This window comes from Granulicella mallensis MP5ACTX8 (assembly GCF_000178955.2).
Classification (GTDB): Bacteria; Acidobacteriota; Terriglobia; order Terriglobales; family Acidobacteriaceae; genus Granulicella; species Granulicella mallensis.
The window spans coordinates 2,512,206-2,528,048 of the sequence record NC_016631.1 but is presented as its reverse complement, the minus strand read 5'-3'; the positions used below and the strand labels follow the sequence as shown (position 1 = coordinate 2,528,048).

Sequence of the window (15,843 nt, the reverse complement as noted above, 5' to 3'; positions counted from 1 at the left end):
AGATCTCGTTTGCTGCTGTGTCTCTAAGCCAGAACCTCTGCATGCTCTTTGTTCGACTGCGGAAGCCCCGACGAGATGGCCACCAGCAAATCTTCCTTGCGCATGACCATGCTGGTTGCATTCAGGCTTGCCAGCTCGAAGCCGTGTCCGTGCGTGATCGCATCGGTGGGACAGGCTTCCACGCAGTAGCCGCAGAAGATGCAGCGGTTGTAGTCGATGTTGTAGACCTTCGCATACCGCTCGGCCGAGGAGATGCGGACCTCTTCGGTGTTCTCCGCCGCCTCGATGTAGATACAGTTCGCGGGGCAGGCTGCTGCGCACAGGAAGCAGGCCACACACTTCTCAAGGCCGTTCTCGTCGCGCTGCAACTGGTGCTTGCCGCGGAAACGCTCCTGAAGCTGCGCACCGCGCAGCGGGCCTTTACCATCCGGATAGTTCTCCACCTCGGTTGGCTGGAAACCCTCTCGGAGCGTGATGCTCATACCCTTCGCAATGGCGGCGACGTTGCGGATAATAGACATAAGATCTCCAGTATACGTCTTTGCCCTCACCGCGTTATCGTCCAGTTTCAACAAGTGAACGGCAAAGGATCGGACGCTCGATTACCGATTGCGCTTCGAGCCGATCTGGCCTAGATATTTCAGGTAATTCGCAAACTTTTCCGGCAGCGCACGGTAGTAGACGTTGAGTCCCTCTTTGCGAGAGGTGATGAGCCCCAGGTCCGTCAGCACCTTGAGATGGTGCGACAGCGTCGGCGCGGAGATCACATGCTTGGCGTGCATCTCGCCACAGAATAGTTCCTCATGCTCCGCAATCTGGGTGTAGATGGCCAGGCGGTTGGGATCCCCCAGGGCCTTCCCTATTTGCGCGACCTCATCGTCCGTCATTTTTTCCATATCTATGAGACGCGACAACCTTGATTTGGAGTCGGGAAACACATTTCTGAATCCAACTATTTCGATAGCCATCTAACTATCCATTGCGCTGATTGCTTGTGAAGTGCTCTGCAAATGGAGAGATCAAGATGTGGATTGTTCGACTTGCGTTAAACCGGCCCTACACGTTCATTGTAGCTTCGATCCTGATCCTGGTTCTGGGATTCTCAGCGATCGCTACGACGCCGACCGACATCTTTCCCGACATCGATATTCCTGAAGTCACCGTAATCTGGACTTACACAGGGCTGCCTGCAAAGGAGATGGAGCAGAGAATCACGGTCTTCAGTGAGTTCGTGATGGCCACGGTCAACGACATCAAGGCCATCGATTCACAGACGACCAGTGGCGCCAGCGTTATCAAAATTTCGTTCCAGCCCCAGGTACACATCGACGCCGCCACGGCGCAGATAGGCGCGGCCGTGAACTCCATTCGCTTCCGCATGCCGACTGGCGTAAATCCCCCGTGGATCCTGCGCTTCAGCGCCTCCACGGTGCCGATCATCCAGCTTGCGCTTTCGAGCGATACGCTCTCCGAATCGGAGATCTACGACTACGGCCTGTTCCGCATCCGTCAGCAGTTGAGCACCGTTCCCGGCACCCTTCTACCTACACCCTACGGTGGTGTCGCACGCCAGATCATGGTCGATCTGGATCAAAATGCCCTTCTTGCCAAGGGCTTGACCCCCATCGATATCACTGCGGCGATCAATTCACAAAACGTTACGCTTCCCTCGGGAACAGCCAAAGTCGGCAACAGTGAATATACCGTCAGCACCAACTCCAGTCCGGTCGACGCACTGTCGTTGAACGACGTCCCCATCAAGACCGTCAATGGATCGCTGGTTTATATGCGGGACGTTGCCCATGTGCGAGACGGCTGGTCCGTGCAACAGAATGTAGCCCGCGCTAATGGCAAACCGGCGGCCCTTCTCTCCATCATGAAGACGGGTTCTGTCTCTACGCTGGATATCGTCAACCAGGTCAAGAACGACGTGCTGCCCGCCTCCCGTGCAGCGGCTCCGAAGGGTCTGAAGATCACGGAACTCTTCGATCAGTCGATCTTTGTAAAAGCCGCGATTGTGGGCGTCCTGCGGGAAGGCGTGATTGCAGCCTCTTTGACGGCATTGATGATCCTGCTCTTCCTTGGCAGTTGGCGTAGCACGCTGATCATCGCCATCTCCATCCCGCTCTCGATTCTCAGCTCCATCATCGTCCTTAGCGCCATGGGCGAGACGATGAACACCATGACCCTCGGAGGCCTCGCGCTCGCCATCGGCATCCTGGTGGACGATGCAACCGTCACCATCGAAAACATTCATCGCCACATGGACGGCCAGCCACTGCGCGAAGCCGTACTGATCGGCGCCTCCGAGATTGCAACTCCAACGCTCGTCTCCACGCTGACCATCTGCATCGTCTTTGTCTCGGTGGTCTTCCTCACGGGTCCGGCGAAGTTCCTCTTCACGCCGATGGCACTGGCCGTCGTCTTCGCCATGTTGGCGTCGTATGTCCTCTCCCGCACACTGGTTCCGGTATTGGTCAACTACATGCTCGGAGCCGAGCACACCTTCGAAGGCCACTTCGATCTCGAGACTTTGGCTAAGCCCACGCGTTCCTTCTTCGGACGCGTGCATGACCGCTTCAACGAGGGCTACACCTGGGTGCAGACGCGCTACACACGGGCTCTCGAAACTGTACTGGCCCATCGCAAGCCTGCGCTGTTCGTGTCCATCGCCCTCATGTCCACGGCATTTGTCCTGCTTCCCTTCATCGGTCGAGACTTCTTCCCCTCTGTCGATGCGGGACAGATCAAGCTGCACATACGCGCCAGACCGGGAACACGCATCGAGTCCACCAAGGTGCTCTTCAGCCAGGTGGAGGAACAGATACGTAAGACCATCCCCGCGGACGAGATCACACTGATCACAGACAATATCGGGCTGACCCCTGAGACCTTCAACTATGCCTTCGGCGATGGCGCGACCATCAGCAGTGCCGATGGAGAGGTATTGATCGCACTGGATGAGAAACATCACGGCCCGACGCAGAAATATATGAAAGAACTGCGGTCGCAGCTGCAGCAGCAGTTCCCCGATCTCACGTTCTTCTTCCAGCCCGCCGACATGGTGACTCAGATCCTCAACTTTGGATTGCCTGCTCCGATCGATGTCCAGGTACGAGGCTACGATCCGGCCAACTACGAGGTTGCCCGTCGCCTGCGCGCGCGCCTGGCTGCCGTTCCGGGAGCGGTGGACGTCCATATGCACCAGGTCCTCGACGCGCCCGATCTCCATCTCGATATTGACCGCGTGCGGGCAGCACAGTTTGGTCTTACAGAGCAGGACGTAGCCAACAGCATCTACATCTCGCTCAGCTCCAGCGCTCAGGTCCAACCCAACTTCTGGCTGGATCCGAAGATGGGCATCACCTACACCGTCGCCGCGCAGACCCCGCAGTACAACATCAACTCGATTAACGCACTGCAGAATACCCCTATCCCGATCCACACTCTGAACAATCGCACAGAGGTGTTGGGAAACATGGCCACCTTAACTCCTGCCATTCTCCCCGTAGTGATCAACCACCATAACGGTGCGCCGGTTCTGGACATCTTCGCGAACACGCAGGACAGCGATCTCGGCACAGTGGCTGCAAAGGTCAACCAGATTGTGAAGGAAGAGAGCAAAAACCTTCCAGCGGGAACCACGATCGTCGTGCGCGGACAGGTCGAGAGCATGAACGAAGCCTTCGATCGTCTGGGCCTCGGCCTTGCCTTCGCGGCCATGCTGGTCTACCTGCTCATGGTGGTCAACTACCAGAGCTGGCTTGATCCGTTCATCATCATCTGCGCGCTGCCCGGAGCGTTCTGCGGCATCGTCTGGGCGCTGTTCCTGACGCAGACGACCTTCAACGTCCCCAGCCTCATGGGCGCCATCATGTCCATCGGCGTAGCCACAGCCAACTCGATCCTCCTCGTTACCTTCGCCAATGAGCTTCGCGCCAAGGGCGTCGATCCTCTCCAGTCCGCGATCACAGCCGGCTTCACGCGACTGCGGCCCATCATCATGACCGCCTTCGCCATGATCGTCGGCATGTTGCCGATGGCGCTGGGCATGGGCGAAGGCGGCGAGCAGAATGCGCCGCTGGCGCGTGCAGTGATCGGCGGCCTCACGGTCGCGACCTTCGCCACGCTCTTCTTCGTTCCCTTGATGTTCACGTTGATCCACGGAAAAAATGCCAGCACGCCACAGGAGGCAGCATGACCCAGCAGACTCAAACCGTCCCCACCCAGAAGACCCAGCAAAAATCCGGCAGCCCCTTCGTCAAGGTAGTTGGAGTTGTCGTGATCCTGGCCATCCTGGTCGCTATCGGCGTCCTTCCACGCCTGGCGCGGCAGCGAGAGGCGTTGGCTGCAGTCAACGAATCCAGCGTGACACACCCTGTCGTCTCGCTGGTGCATGCGCAGAAGGGCGAGCCCACCTCCGAACTCCTGCTGCCCGGCAACATCGAGCCGCTCTACAGCGCCAACCTCTTCGCTCGCGTCGATGGCTACCTCGACCGCAGGAACGTCGACATCGGCACGAAGGTGAGATCAGGCGAGGTACTGGCTGTCATCTCTTCGCCTGAGATCGATCAGCAACTGCTCCAGGCCCTTGCCACCCTTGCCCAATCGCAGGCATCGCTTCAGCAGGCCCAGGCTGCGCTCGCGCAGGCCAAAGCCAACGCGGAGTTGACTCGCCTCACCAAGGAGCGCGATGTTCCCCTCGGCGAAGAGCACGCGATCTCACAACAGATCGTCGATGAGGCCGTGCAGGCTCACGACGCCCGGCTTGCCGATGTAGCCGCAGCCAATGCCAACATCACAGCCGCCCAGGCCAGCGTCACGGCCAATCACGCAAACGTAGCACGGCTGCAGCAGATGCAGAGCTTCGAACGCATCGTCGCTCCGTTCGATGGCGTCATCACTGCACGTAACGTCGAGCGCGGCGATCTCGTCAGCACTGGCGGAGGAAGCACAGCCAAACCGCTCTTCAGCATTGCGCAGAGCGGCACGCTGCGCATCCAGGTCGACGTGCCCCAGTCCGAGGCGGTCAACATTCAGGATGGCCAGAAGGCAGCCGTCGATGTCAAAGAACGTCTAGGGCGCTCCTACACGGGAACAGTCATCCGCAACGCCGGTGCTCTCGATAACGCAGCCCGCACCATGCTGACCGAAGTGCAGGTCGACAACAAGGACGGTTCCCTGCTGCCGGGCATGTATGCACAGATCAAGTTCACCCTGCCCGAGCAGCGCACGTCTCTCATCATTCCGACCAGCTCTCTCGTCGTCGACCACGCGGGAATGCATGTCGTCATCGTGAACGCCGACCACACCATCCACTTCGCCCCGGTCTCCATCGGAAAAGACATGGGAACACAGGTCGAAGTTCTTGCAGGGCTACAGGGCTCGGAGTCGCTCGTAGCCAGTCCGAGCGATCTGCTCAATGAGGGTCAACATGTCGAAGTGCGCTGAACATCCCGTCTGCCCCATGGAGTTGGCTGAACCCTCCAGAAGGAACGTTGTCGTGAAGAGAATCGTGCAAACCCTGGTCGCCGGCGTGCTGACGCTGATGGTGGTCGGCTGCAAAGTGGGCCCCAACTACAAGCGTCCCGTCGACACCACGCCGCAAAGCTATCGCGGAATCCTCGCGCCGGACATCGCTCCTGCGGCCTCAACGGCCTCTCTTTCCGATCAGCAATGGGCATCGATCTTTCAGGACCCCGTCCTGAAACGCCTCATCACGGAGGCCCTGCAAAATAACCTGGACCTGCACATCGCAGCCCAGCGCGTTCTGGAGGCCCAGGCGCAGCTCGGCATCACACATGCCCAGCAGCTCCCCTCTGTCTCTGCCGGACTCGGCTACACCGCACTGCAGGCGCCTCCGTCACTCATCAGCAATAACGCCAACGGCACACCAGGCAACTCCTTCTTCAACGGAGGAGGCTTCAGCGGATCGGGAGCGTGGAACCTCGATTTCTGGGGCATGTATCGCCGCCAGACCGAAGCCGCGCGCGCTGATCTGCTGGCCAGCGAATGGGCCCAGAAAGCAACCCGCTCTACTCTCGTAGAAGGCGTTGCCGAGGCGTACTTTCAGCTAAGGAGCCTCGACGCCCAACTGGAAGTCACACAGAACGCCATCAAGGCTCGTCAGGACTCGCTGAAGCTCACCCAATCGCTCGAACGGCATGGCGCGGGCTCGCTCGCGGACACACGCCAGGCAGAGGAGCTGCTTCATACGGCCGAGGCCAACCTCCCTGATCTGCGCCGCCAGATTGCAGCGCAGGAGAACACTCTCAGTATTCTGCTCGGTCATAATCCCGAAGCGATCGACCGTGGCCTGCCGGTAGCCGAGCAGCCGCATCCACAGGAGGTGCCCGTCGGCGTGCCGTCGCAGCTTCTGGAACGTCGCCCGGACATCCAACAGGCCGAGGCAAAATTAGTCGCAGCCAACGCCCGTATCGGAGTCGCCAAGGCGCAGTTCTTCCCGCAGATCTCGCTCACCAGCCTGGGAGGTTCGTCGAGCAACCAGTTGCAGTCCCTCTTCGCTGTACAGAATGGCTACTGGTACGCCGCCGGAACGATCTCACAACCGATCTTCGATGGCGGCCGCATTCGCAACAACTATCACCTCTCCCAGGCACAGGAGCAGGAGATGCTGCTCGAGTATCGCAAGACGATCCTCACCGCGCTCAAGGACGTTTCCAACTCCCTGGTCTCCTACAAAGAGACCCGCGAGCATCGCGAAGCCCAGGCAGAACTGGTGAAGTCCGCAACCGATGCCGTGCGGCTGGCACGTCTGCGTTACTCCGGCGGAAACACCAGCTATCTGGAGGTGCTCACTACCGATACGGATCTCTACTCGGCACAGCTACTCCTGGCCCAGGCGCAGCAACAGGAGGCTGCTTCCCTGGTACAGCTCTATGCCGCGCTCGGCGGAGGATGGCAGTAACGTCATGGCCCAGGAACCTCGCCGGCAGGAAGGATGCGCGAGGTGACCTCCAGCCTGTGGTAGTTGCGATAGGTGGCCTGGAACGACCAGACAGTCACGTCAAAGGTTCCAATACCACCGACGTTGCGCGAGGTGATGGTAGAGGGCATCCAGAAGCTCTGGCCGCCGAGCAGTACAGGCGCATAATCCACCGTGAGGTCCCGCTTGCCGACAACAGCCGATTCATACGCATTCCCCGGGATGATGGTGTGACGTGGGGTAGTGAGTTCCAGATGCGTGATCTGCATGGATGCAGGATCGATGAAGACGAGGCCCTTGCTCTTTTCCTGTAGAAGACAATCGGCAGTGTTCTCAGGGGTAAGAGCCGTAGCGAAGCGAACGATGTAAGGATCGGTCGGCCGCTTCCGATTAATCCGTTGCAGATCGTAGCGCATGCAAGCTGTCTGATTATGCGAGACGACGGCTAGCCCGCCTTCAAACACGCCGCTCACCACGGTCGGCCCCTTCAGGTCCCGTTTCGTTGGCGGCTTGCCATTGACGCTCTTGATCTCGCGCGACTCTACAAGAGCGGTCGTGTGATCGGAGTCGGCAGTACGTTTGAGGCGGAAGACGGAGTCGGTAATCGTATCCTGATCGCGCACGCCAGGTTCCATCTTCGAGATGACATGCTCATCGCAGAAGAAGCTCGGGACACCCGTGTCGTAGTGGTTCAGATTCGCTTCCAGCCGCTGCAGGATCTCTCCCAGCGTAGGCGTCTTTGCCGCCTGCGCACACAGCGCGGACGAATATCCAAAGAATGCAACAAGCGAGATGGCCGCGGACAATGTCCTGGAAGTCATAGCGAACCGCATCTGTTGGTGCCATCGTATCAGGAGAGGCGGGCTGGAACATTCAACACGGCAATGGCATTCTGGAAGAGATGTCGGTGCGAGATTCTTCCGCCCAAACCCGATCCCCATCGATCCGTCTCATCCTGCTGACGCTTGTGATGCTTTATGGAGCCATTGCCGGTCTCCAGACCGTAGTGGACTTCGATCTCGGCTGGCAGATGGCGGATGCCCGCAACCCACTGGCCTCCGGCGATGTGCTTTCTTACACAGCACCGGGAGCGCCGTGGATCTACCCGTCTCTTGCGGGCATCGTCTTTCGACATCTGTTTCACCTCGGCGGTTATGCAGCCATCTCATGGTTTTGCGCGGTGGCGCTGCTCGCAACGCTGGCTATCGTCGCGTTGCGCAGTAAGACATCAACACTCATACTGCTTCTGCTTGCCGTCCCCGCACTCGCCGGACAGATGATTCCGCGCTCAGGAATCTTTACCGTTGTGATTGCAGCAGCCTATACTCGTGTGCTCCTTGATCATTACCTGGGAAGGGACAGCCGCCGATTGTGGCTGCTGCCTTTCCTCATGATCTTCTGGGTCAATCTGCACACCGGCTTTATCTCCGGCCTGGGACTCATGCTGGGTTACATCGCCGCGGAGATCGTCGATTGCATCCAGAAAACCAAACAGAGCAGGGCTCTCTGTCAACTAAAGCTGGCAGCTCCGTGGATAGCTGCAAGCTTCGCTTGCACGCTTCTGAACCCGTGGGGTTTTCGCATCTACGCGGCTATCGCAGCACAGGAACACATCTCGGCCTTGCAAGCCAATGTCATCAGAGAGCTGACGCCGCTGTATCGCGAATTCTCCTGGCGAGGATTGCAACTGCTCTCACCTCTCAGCGCCATCTGGTGGATGCTTGCAGCCTCTGCAATTGCGCTGGTCTTCCTGCTTTACAAACGACAGCTCGGACTCGCACTCTTTCTTTCATTGGCGTTTGGGAGCTGTCTCTGGTCGTCTCGAACGCAGGGCGTCTTTCTCCCCGTTGCCTGCCTGATCGCAGGCGAAGCCTTTGCAGAGAGAGCAAGCTCTCAGCATCATCTCCAACGTTTCGCCACATGGCCAGGATTGCGTTGGGCAGGAATGATTGCCGTTCTATCGTTTGTGGCCTGGCGCTGTCACGACATCGTGACAGACCGCACCTCTCTCCGTGAGGATCGGATTACTCTCTTTGGCGCAGGAGCTTCGTGGTGGCTGCCGCAGGAGGCAGCAGCCTTCATAGAAAAAAATCATCTACCGACAGAACTCTTTTCCACGTTCAATCTGAGCAGCTATCTCACCTGGAGACTGGGCCCGCATTATCGAGATTTTGCCGATGGCCGCTACCTCCCCTTTGGAGATCGAATCGTCTCCGCACAATTGAAACTCACGCATCTGCCTCTCGACTCTGAAGAGTGGAACCAGGCCGTTGCAACGTATCACATCAAGACCGTCATCCTGCCTCTCTCCCGCTTCTGGGGAATCGAAGAGGTCCCGCTACGCGAGGATTGCAGCAGCCGAAACTGGGTGCCGGTCTACTTCGATACAACCGCCATCGTATTTGTGCGCGACGGCGCGTTGCCGCAGGCCGAGCTCTCTGCTCTCAGGGTTGACTGCCAACATCAGCAGCTTGTCGACGATGGGAATCTTCCCCAGAGCAGACGCCTGCGCATGGAGCACTATCAGAAGCTCGCCAATGCGGCTGTTCTTTATTTCCTGCTGGGCCGGAACGATGAGGCACAGCAAGCGCTTGCGAGTGCCGGGAGGATTGCGCGGGACGACCGCTCGCTCGTTCTGCTGAACGGACAGCTTCAAGCTTCGCGCGGTGAATTCGACGCCGCAGGGGAATCCTTCCGCAGCAGCTTGAAGATGTCCGAGTCCGATGCCGCCTGGTATCAGCTTGGATTGCTCTACGCGAATCAGAGACGCTATCCCGAAGCCATCCACGCCTTTCAGAGAGCCTTGCGATTAGCTGCCCAGCCCGAATTCTCAGTCGAACTATCGCTGGCCAAAGCAGAAGTCCTCAACGGTCAGGCGAACACAGCGTTACAGACACTGCAGAAGGCATCGCAGGTATTACCAGACAGTGGCCCGGCAAAAGCCGACCTGTACGATGCCGAAGCGGCAACCTACAGTCAGCTATCGAACTGGCCTGCGGCCGTTAGAGCAGAAGAGAAAGCCGTGCAGGAGACCCCTGCGGTAGCTGGACGATGGAAGATCCTGGCCGCGATGTACACGGCCACAGGAAGACAGGATCAGGCTCTGCATGCCCAGGAAAAGGCAGAGTCACTCATGAGTCAAATCCCACGCTGAAGGCAGCAATGCCCGCAGCACGATAACCTGCCTTTGCTGTTGTTGTCTTTGCTTTTCTGGTTGTCATTCCGAGCGAAGCGAGGAACCTGCTATCTCCCGTTCTTCGCTCGTATTCCCTGAAAACACATGGCCAGAACTATAGCCATGGAAGATGCTGTGGCGACACAAGCGAACAGCAGGTTCCTCGCTTCGCTCGGAATGACAACCAGAAAAACAACACCCAGAACAAAAGCAAAATAGCTTACAGTCTGAACTTGTGCAGAGCTACCTTACCGCGAAACCGCATCCACACGAGGCAGCACCACTCCCAGCGAGCCCATCCAATGCGATAGGCCGGCTGTCAGTTCCTTCCCCTTCACAGACGAAGCCACCTGGATCGGCCCAACACCCTGCGCTCCATCCACGGCATCGCGCAGCTTGCGTGCCAATGCCAGATCGAAGCCCTCGCTCACCCACACGCGGTCGTCTACGACCGAGAGAAACACATCACCCTCATGGGTCGAGTACACCCGTTCGGTCTCGTCCTTCTCATCCTGCTTGCGGCGCTTCAACCCGTCATACTGCCGAGGCAACTCCTCTTCGAACACCGTAAAGAAGCTACGGGCCGAGTCGTCGTTCTTCCATCGTGAGCTGTACAGCAGTGCCAACGACGCCGTCGTCTGCTTCTCTGCCTCAGTCGCGTTCTTGCGCTGTGCCGCGTAGTAGAGGCCACCGTTCCAGTTCGGAGCCAGCGCCTCGGCCAACGGGCGGCCGCCAAACAGCTCTGCGGTCATCCGCACATCGAGCTCGCCCATCACGCCGATGTCGTACGGCGCATAGCCTGCCTCTTCCAGCAGAGGATGAATATCCGGCATCCGCATCACCGGCACCGGCACATGGGCCAGGAACTTATCCGGATGCATGATCTCGAAGCTCGAACTCGGCGGATTGTCGAGCACACCGGCAAAGGCGTGGGCAGGCCCGGTCTTCACCAGGATCTCCTGCTCGAACGCCAGGCCCTCCGAATACGGGAACAACAAGGACTGTTGCAGCAACAACGGAGCCCGCGCCAGCACCGGGGAATCGCCCATATCTCCAGCGCCGCTTCGCAGCTGCTCGCCCACCTGAGGCATGTCCTTCAGGGTCTTGCCCGAATCCCGCAGCATGTAGTCGGCAAAGGTCACCATCGCCTGCCCTTCGAGCACGGCCTCGCGGGCGGTGTCCACCTCGTCCGTCTGGATATGCTTGTTGTCCTCGCCTACGTCCTTGGCAATGCCCTCTTGCTCCTGGTTCTCCCACTTCGTCAGCCCTACGCGCTGGTCCTGCAGCGCATGGGTCAACTCATGGGCCATCACAGGCTCCTGCTGATCCAGCGGAACCCAGTCCAGCAGGTTCATGGTCTGGGTCTTGTTGTCGTAGAAGCCGGCGATCTGCTCGGTCAGCAGGCTCAGCATGAAAGGCCGCAGATGGAAGTCACGATCCAGTAGCCCGAACTTCTTCAACACCAGCTCGCTGTTCTCCATCCGCTTGGTGTCTTTGTCTTCGTCGAACTTCTTGCGCAGGAACTTGCTTACCTCATCCCGAGAGGTGAACTTGCTCTTGATCGGCCGCTTGATCTCGAGTCCGGTGTCCTTGCTGACGAAGTGAAAGGTGTCATCCAGCTTCGCCAGCAGTTGCCTCTCCTGCAACTTTGTCAGGCGTAAATCCACTTGAGGGGACGTGGCGCCACTCTGCGGCGAAGGCGTAGGCTTGGGATCCTGTTTCGCGGGCGAAGCTGCCTGCGACCAGGACGGCAGAGCCGCGCTCAGCACCATCACCGCCACCAAAGACCCAACCGCTCGCCGTAAGCTCAAACCGCCTCCAATGTACTTTGCTTCTTCAAGTGTACCCATGCTTTGACGCCTAAACAGCAGCGCTGTCATCTCATACAGAGATAGTGCCGACGTCCTTCGAGTGAGATGCATTCTGCTCGCCGTTGTGTGAAATCATTGAGAGGTACGAAAACCATGGCCGACGACACCCAGTACGAACTCCATCAGATCCTCGAAAACGCCGCCTTTGCCCCGCTCGATGACCGGGCTTTCCTGCGCATCACCGGCCCGGACGCAACGCGCTGGCTCAATGGCATGGTGACCAACTCCATTCAATCGCTCGCTCCCGGCGAGGGCAATTACAACTTCCTGCTAAACGCGCAGGGCCGTATCCAGGGCGACGGCACGATCTATCGCGATGGCGACGAGTTTCTCCTCGAGACCTCCACCAGTCAGGTCGAATCTATCCAGCAGCATCTTGATCGCTTCATCATCATGGACGATGTTGAGCTCTCTCCCGCTTACACGGAGAAGCAAGGCTTGCTGTTAATTGGCGCGAAAGCCCCTGCAATTCTTGCTGCCTCAGAACTGCCAGCACTCGACCCGCTGCATCTCAGCCATGCGAAATCGCTTCTGCTGCTCGCCCCTGCCGCAGGCTCCATTCCCCGCTATGAGCTATGGGACGATCCGGCCTCTATCGCGCTCCTCCGCGAAAACCTAAGCAACGCCGGAGCAGTCGAGGTGTCCTCAGCTTCCCTGGAACAGCTCCGGCTCATCGAAGCCACACCGCTCTTCAGCCAGGACATCCGTGACCGCGACCTGCCGCAGGAGACCGCCCAGGCCCACGCCCTGCACTTCAACAAGGGCTGCTACCTCGGCCAGGAGATCGTCGAGCGCATCCGCTCGCGTGGACAGGTGCATCGCACCTTCACAGCCTTCCGTCTCATTGGTGATCTGCCCACTCTGCCCGCCCCCATCGAAGCCAACGGCAAGCCGGTCGGCGAGCTCACCAGCGCCGCGCTCGTGCCGCTGCCTGAAGGCCCCACGCTGCTCGCCCTGGGCTATATCCGCCGCGAAGCGCTGGATACCCACCAGCCCCTCACCTACGCTGGCGGCACAGCTATCCCCCGCAGCCCAGGAACCTCATAGCTCGACCCCTCTTAGCTCGTAGCTCAACCGACCCCTTTTCCAGAGCTCACCACAACAAGCAATTCCGGCAACAATCGCAACGATGGCCGCCGGCATCCAATATCATTGAGAACAATATGGCCGAAATCAAAGAGTTTGTCGTCAACGATCGTCGCAAGTTCACCGCGGAAGGTGACATCCGTCCCGACGCTCCCCCCTCCGAACCCAAACCCGCGCGCCCTGAAACGCTCGAGAAGCCCAAGCCCCCACAGGACGCTTACGACTCGTCCGCCCGGCTAACCGGCCCTCAGGCCGTTCCCGACAAGCCCGCGGCTGAAGAAGCCACCGACGTCGAGCCCGGCGAAGAGCTTCCCCCCGCACCTACGGCGGAGCAGAGCGAGCAGGCAGCGCGCGCCTATAACGCCACCGTCGAGCGCCTGGACACCGCCATTCGTGCCACCAATCCGGGCATGGACCGTCTGCCCGAGATGACCTTCGACCGCCTCGTGCAGTCGATCTACATGCAGGCGATCATCCAGCTCGGCGGCACCGCCGAACCCGGCCAGACCCCGCAGGTCGACCTGCTTGGCGCACGCCAGTCCGTCGATATGCTCGCCGTCGTGGCCGAGAAGACCAGGGGCAATCTCTCCGAAGCCGAAGACAAGCTGGTACGCTCGGCCCTCTTCGAGATGCAGATGGGCTTCCTCGAGATCACCCAGGCCCTCTCCCGCCAGGCCGCAGGCCGGCAGGGCGCTCCCGGAACCGGCATGCCCCCCAGCGGCCAGAACGGCCCGAGCATCGTTCGCTAGTCAATGCAGGCAACTCTTACATTCCTCGGCAGCGGTACGTCGATGGGCGTGCCCACGCTCGGCTGCGGTTGTGCTGTCTGCAACTCCGCACTGATTCCGGGCTCGCCCAATCGGCGCACACGGCCGTCGATCCAGGTCAGCTACGGCGGGCACAACGTGCTGGTCGATACCGGTCCGGACTTCCATGCCCAGGCGATCAGCGAAGGCATCCGCAGCGTCGACGCCGTGCTCTACACCCACAGCCATGCCGACCACATCCTCGGCATGGACGATCTGCGCCCTCTGAGCTTCGCCACCCCCGAAGGCATCGCGCTCTACGCGGACGACGACACAGCCCAGGTCATCGAACGAGTCTTCGAGTACACCTTCCGCAAGGTAGACCGCTACCCCACCAGCGCGCGCGTCCAGATCCATCGTCTCGGCACCGCTACCGGTACGGCCGTCGACCTGTTCGGCGCGCGGTTCGTTCGTGTGCCCGTCATCCACGGGCGCAATATCATCGCCGGGTACCGCTTCGGCTCCGCCGCCTACCTCACGGACATGAGCGACATCCCCGCCGAGAGCCTGCCTCTGCTCGAAGGGCTCGATATTCTTATCCTTGACGCATTGCGGCGCGAACCGCACCCCAGCCACTCGCACCTGGCACGGTCGATTGAGCTCGTGGAGAAGATCGCGCCCCGGCGTGCCTTCTTTACCCACATCAGCCATGACCTGGACCATGAATCCACCAACGCCTCGCTGCCCGATCACATTCGCCTCGCGCATGACGGCCTCAAATTAGACTTCGAGATTCCCGAGATCGCCTGATGCAGATCGTTCGTTCGCTTGCTGAACTCAACTCGTTCCCTTCGCCCTCCGTTGTCTCCATCGGCAACTTCGACGGCGTTCATTGCGGCCATCGCATGGTGGTCGCCTCTGTCATCGCGCGTGCTCGCGAGATCGGCGCGCGCGCCGCGGTCGTTACCTTCGATCCGCACCCTGCACACATTCTGCACAACACCTCACGCCTGCCCCTCATCACACCGCTCGCGGAAAAACTTGAGCTCCTCGATCAAACCGGCGTCGATCTGGCCCTGGTGCTTCCCTTCACCGAGGAGCTAAGGCTATGGACCGCCCGACAGTTTGCCGAGCGCGTTCTGCGCGACGGTCTGCAGGCAGTGGAGGTCCACGAAGGAGAGACCTTCCGTTTCGGCCACAGGGCTGAAGCCGGCATCGACAGCCTGTCGCAGATAGGGCGTGAACTCGGCTTCCTCGTTCGAGCCTACGAGCCCTACATCCTGCGCGGCGCAGCAGTGTCTTCAAGCCGCATCCGCACGCTCGTATCCACCGGAGAGCTTCCCCAGGCACGCGCCCTGCTCGGACGCTCGTTCAGCATTCATAGCACCCCGGCATCGGGCCGAGGCTACGGCACCCGCTACACCGTGCCGACAGTGAACCTCGCCCCCTATGGAGACCTTCTGCCCGCGCACGGCGTTTACATCACAACCCTGCGCGTGGGCACGGGAGACCAGGCCCGCGTCTTCCGCGGAGTCACCAACGCAGGCAATCGACCAACCTTTGGCGCCGACTCCTTTGCGGTGGAGACCCACCTCCTGGACTTCGAACCGATCGATCTGGACGAGACAAGTCCGCTTGAGATGACGTTTCTCTACAGGCTGCGCGGGGAGCAGCGGTTCCCGAATCCCGAGGCGTTACGCGCACAGATCGGCCTCGACGTTCGGCGCGCGCAACGCTACTTTACGCTATGCGATGCGCTGCATGTCTCCCTGCACTAAAAGCAGTTCACGTTGCTGCTAGACAAGCCACGTTTCATTACGGACACGCATTCACAGGCTGCGCCCCATTTGATCTTTAGGGCCAAAGGCCCTAAAGAGTGTCATCAAATTGCTGTTTTGGGGTTGAGACTTGAGGCGTGCAAATCGCATCGTGAGGCAAGCCCCGGAAGGGCATGGCTTCAGCCATGCCGCAAAAGCTGTGCAACCATCTAATACCACTCTGCCGAAGGCCGGAGTGAAG

General features: G+C 59.7%; 12 protein-coding genes. 8 read left to right on the top strand and 4 right to left on the bottom strand.

The features are described from left to right. Window positions 1-23 precede the first annotated feature (23 nt). Window positions 24-521: a NuoI/complex I 23 kDa subunit family protein gene (locus ACIX8_RS10565; protein WP_014265330.1), complete on the bottom strand. Its 498-nt coding sequence runs from the start codon at window positions 519-521 to the stop codon at window positions 24-26. Between the two features lie 81 nt (window positions 522-602). After that, window positions 603-887 (bottom strand): ArsR/SmtB family transcription factor, encoded by a 285-nt coding sequence (locus ACIX8_RS10560; RefSeq protein WP_223295510.1) that lies wholly within the window; start codon window positions 885-887, stop codon window positions 603-605. A gap of 137 nt (window positions 888-1,024) precedes the next feature. Between ACIX8_RS10560 and ACIX8_RS10555 the strand changes: the two genes are divergently transcribed. From ACIX8_RS10555 to ACIX8_RS10545, 3 genes are read left to right on the top strand one after another with little or no spacing between them, the layout of a single operon-like run. Beyond that, window positions 1,025-4,201, top strand: a complete 3,177-nt coding sequence (locus ACIX8_RS10555) for an efflux RND transporter permease subunit (protein ID WP_014265328.1) — start codon at window positions 1,025-1,027, stop codon at window positions 4,199-4,201. Beyond that, the gene (locus tag ACIX8_RS10550) at window positions 4,198-5,451 is read left to right on the top strand and encodes an efflux RND transporter periplasmic adaptor subunit (RefSeq protein ID WP_014265327.1); all 1,254 of its coding nucleotides are present in this window, start codon (window positions 4,198-4,200) and stop codon (window positions 5,449-5,451) included. Before ACIX8_RS10555 ends, ACIX8_RS10550 begins: the two co-directional genes overlap by 4 nt. Next, window positions 5,435-6,928 carry an efflux transporter outer membrane subunit gene (locus tag ACIX8_RS10545; RefSeq protein WP_014265326.1) on the top strand — a complete coding sequence of 498 codons (1,494 nt, stop codon included), beginning with the start codon at window positions 5,435-5,437 and terminating at the stop codon, window positions 6,926-6,928. Before ACIX8_RS10550 ends, ACIX8_RS10545 begins: the two co-directional genes overlap by 17 nt. A gap of 2 nt (window positions 6,929-6,930) precedes the next feature. Here the strand turns inward: ACIX8_RS10545 and ACIX8_RS10540 are convergent, their stop codons facing one another. Continuing rightward, window positions 6,931-7,767 carry a hypothetical protein gene (locus ACIX8_RS10540; protein WP_150110567.1) on the bottom strand — a complete coding sequence of 279 codons (837 nt, stop codon included), beginning with the start codon at window positions 7,765-7,767 and terminating at the stop codon, window positions 6,931-6,933. 86 nt (window positions 7,768-7,853) lie between these two features. Between ACIX8_RS10540 and ACIX8_RS10535 the strand changes: the two genes are divergently transcribed. Then, complete coding sequence (locus tag ACIX8_RS10535; protein WP_190273765.1) at window positions 7,854-10,100, top strand: tetratricopeptide repeat protein; 2,247 nt, start codon at window positions 7,854-7,856, stop codon at window positions 10,098-10,100. Window positions 10,101-10,369: 269 nt separating this feature from the next. On the opposite strand, the gene ACIX8_RS10530 is transcribed toward ACIX8_RS10535, so the two are convergent. After that, a complete protein-coding gene (locus ACIX8_RS10530) occupies window positions 10,370-11,971 on the bottom strand; it encodes a hypothetical protein (protein ID WP_014265323.1) in 1,602 nt (533 codons plus the stop codon). Window positions 11,972-12,085: 114 nt separating this feature from the next. Here ACIX8_RS10530 and ygfZ point away from each other — a divergent pair, with 114 nt between their 5' ends. The 4 genes from ygfZ (at window position 12,086) to ribF (ending at window position 15,602) form a co-directional block, all read left to right on the top strand. After that, window positions 12,086-13,039: a CAF17-like 4Fe-4S cluster assembly/insertion protein YgfZ gene (gene ygfZ, locus ACIX8_RS10525; RefSeq protein ID WP_014265322.1), complete on the top strand. Its 954-nt coding sequence runs from the start codon at window positions 12,086-12,088 to the stop codon at window positions 13,037-13,039. A gap of 116 nt (window positions 13,040-13,155) precedes the next feature. Then, on the top strand, window positions 13,156-13,827 hold the full coding sequence (locus ACIX8_RS10520; protein WP_014265321.1) for a DUF1844 domain-containing protein: 672 nt from the start codon (window positions 13,156-13,158) through the stop codon (window positions 13,825-13,827). 3 nt (window positions 13,828-13,830) lie between these two features. After that, window positions 13,831-14,634 (top strand): MBL fold metallo-hydrolase, encoded by an 804-nt coding sequence (locus ACIX8_RS10515; RefSeq protein WP_014265320.1) that lies wholly within the window; start codon window positions 13,831-13,833, stop codon window positions 14,632-14,634. Next, window positions 14,634-15,602 carry a bifunctional riboflavin kinase/FMN adenylyltransferase gene (gene ribF, locus ACIX8_RS10510; protein ID WP_014265319.1) on the top strand — a complete coding sequence of 323 codons (969 nt, stop codon included), beginning with the start codon at window positions 14,634-14,636 and terminating at the stop codon, window positions 15,600-15,602. The genes ACIX8_RS10515 and ribF overlap by 1 nt, the downstream gene beginning before the upstream one ends. Window positions 15,603-15,843: the final 241 nt, after the last annotated feature.